Source organism: Oleiphilus sp. HI0067 (assembly GCF_001635735.1).
This window is the reverse complement of the sequence record NZ_LWFI01000929.1, coordinates 1-2,183: the sequence shown is the minus strand read 5'-3', so window position 1 is coordinate 2,183 and position 2,183 is coordinate 1. Positions and strand designations below refer to the sequence as shown.

4 protein-coding genes are annotated in these 2,183 nt (G+C 44.1%); 1 reads left to right on the top strand and 3 read right to left on the bottom strand.

All coding sequences use genetic code 11. The annotated features are described in order from the left end of the window. A partial coding sequence (locus A3739_RS11235; protein WP_068501353.1) for a malate:quinone oxidoreductase occupies positions 1 to 1,052 on the top strand: 1,052 nt, incomplete at its 5' end. Between the two features lie 35 nt (positions 1,053 to 1,087). Here A3739_RS11235 and A3739_RS11230 read toward each other — a convergent pair. The 3 genes from A3739_RS11230 to A3739_RS31435 all read right to left on the bottom strand — a co-directional run. After that, the gene (locus tag A3739_RS11230) at positions 1,088 to 1,294 is read right to left on the bottom strand and encodes a response regulator (protein ID WP_068474989.1); all 207 of its coding nucleotides are present in this window, start codon (positions 1,292 to 1,294) and stop codon (positions 1,088 to 1,090) included. After that, positions 1,295 to 2,053, bottom strand: coding sequence for an ATP-binding protein (locus A3739_RS11225; protein WP_156503837.1), 759 nt, complete (start codon positions 2,051 to 2,053; stop codon positions 1,295 to 1,297). 21 nt (positions 2,054 to 2,074) lie between these two features. Beyond that, a partial coding sequence (locus A3739_RS31435) for a histidine kinase dimerization/phospho-acceptor domain-containing protein (RefSeq protein ID WP_369821105.1) occupies positions 2,075 to 2,183 on the bottom strand: 109 nt, incomplete at its 5' end.

Genomic DNA, 2,183 nt, shown 5'->3' with positions numbered 1-2,183 from the left:
AGATGAAGTTGTCAGAAGACTTCGATGAAATTCAAAGCTGGATTCCACTAACGATGGAAGGTCGATCTCGTCATCAGAAGATGGCTGCAACACGCGTTGACCATGGCACCGATGTCAACTTCGAGTCGATTACTAAGCAACTTGCTCAGCATATGGAAAATGAGCAGAGTGCGGATATTCAATACAATACGCATGTTAAACGCGTGCACAAGAGCCCATCTGGTAGCTGGTTGATTGAATGCGAACAAAACGGCGTGGCGAAACAGGTGCGCGCAGACAAGCTATTTGTTGGCGCCGGCGGTGGTGCTTTCCCTATTTTAAAAGCGAGCCATCTACCAGCAGGTCGGCGCTTCTCAGGTTTCCCAGTTGGTGGTCGTTTTCTTGCAGCAGAGATAGATAAAGAAGTCGCCCAATCATATGGCGCAAAAACATATGGTAAAGCCGCTGTTGGCGCACCGCCAATGTCAGTTCCGCACTTAGATCTGCGTGTTGCTGACGGTAAATATTATCTACTATTTGGCCCATTTGCGACGTTCTCGCCGATTTTAGAGAAGGGTAGAGGAATCGTGGAGTTCATTCGAATGGTCCATTTACACGACATTCCTAACCTTCTTAATGTTGCCCGTGAACATTTCCCTCTCGTCACTTACTTGTTTAAAGAAACATTCAAGGGCGAAAGCGCGATGTTAAAAACACTTGATGAGTTTGCGCCGGGTCTTAGCAATAAATTCAATTGGAAGGTAGTTCAAGCAGGCCAGCGCGTTCAGATCATTAAAGATGGCGATCTACAAATGGGTACTGAAATTGTGACGTCTGAAGATTTGAGCTACGGAACATTGTTAGGCGCTTCGCCTGGAGCATCAGTCTCCCCAGAAGTTATGCTGCGCTGTGTTAAAACGTTGTTTCCAAAAATCGTCAAGAAAGAAGCAGCTCAAGAACGCCTTAAAACGCTCTTCGATGAAACTGATGTGGATGTGCTCATTGAGGATGCAGATAAATATAGAGAAATCAGAAACAGCGCTGACAAAATTCTCGGAATTAGAGAAATCTAATTAGGGCAAAGTTTAATTATCTAATACGTGCTTTATTAACCCTTGATAAAGCACGTTGACATCAACTGGTTTTGCGATGCAATCGTCGAAACCAGCTTCCTCATATATTTTCTATCATCAGCCATGACGTTTGCTGTAAGCACGATTACTTTCTGCTGCTTGTCAGTGCTTCTGATATGCTCACACGCAGTATTGCCACCCATGACCGGCATTTGAATATCCACCAATATCAAGTCAAACACTTAATGCTTTAAAAGATCTAAGCACTCTTGACCGTTCTCAGCGATCATGACGTCTGCGTTCGTTGGCAAAAGCATGGTTTCACATACCACTTGGTTAATTTGATTATCCTCAACTATGAGTGCGCGTTTGCCTGACAAATCTGGCGGAGGCACATCTGCCTTTTCTTCTTTAAGCTCAGCTGCCTCAGCGAACTCTAAAGGCAGGGAAACAGTAAACTCTGTGCCTTTGCCTTGCACGCTTATTGCAGACAGATCTCCAATCATTAAATCGACCACAGCTTTTGTGATCGGGACACCTAAACCTGTCCCACCAAATTCTAGAGTTGTAGTTGTGTCGGCCTGTTCAAATCGAGAAAAGACTTTCTCTACCTGATCTTGGCTCATGCCAATACCGGTATCTGCTATTTTGATTTGGACGCGCTGCCCAGCTTGCGATCCAACGCAATCAACATGGATCGTCACACTCCCTTCCTCTGTAAACTTAATCGCGTTTGAACAGAGGTTGAGTAAGATTTGCTTGATCCGTACAGGGTCGCCCTTGTAGTAATGATTAAACTCTCGAGGAAAAATAAACTCTAATCCGATTCCTTTTTCTGAGGCCGCGTCTTTAAACATGAACTCTGCAGTTTCGATTAGATCAACAATATCGAACGGAATGCACTCTAGCTCAATCTTACCAGCCTCAATTTTCGAGTAATCGAGAATGTCATTCACGATTGAAAGTAGGGAGTTACAGGATGTACGGCCTTTATCGATCAAATCATAATAGACAGGGCTATCTCAGAACTTATTTAGACGTAGAAGTTGGAACATACCGTATATACCATTGATCGATGTTCTGACTTCATGGCTCATATTTGCTAAGAACTCACTCTTAGCCTGATTCGCG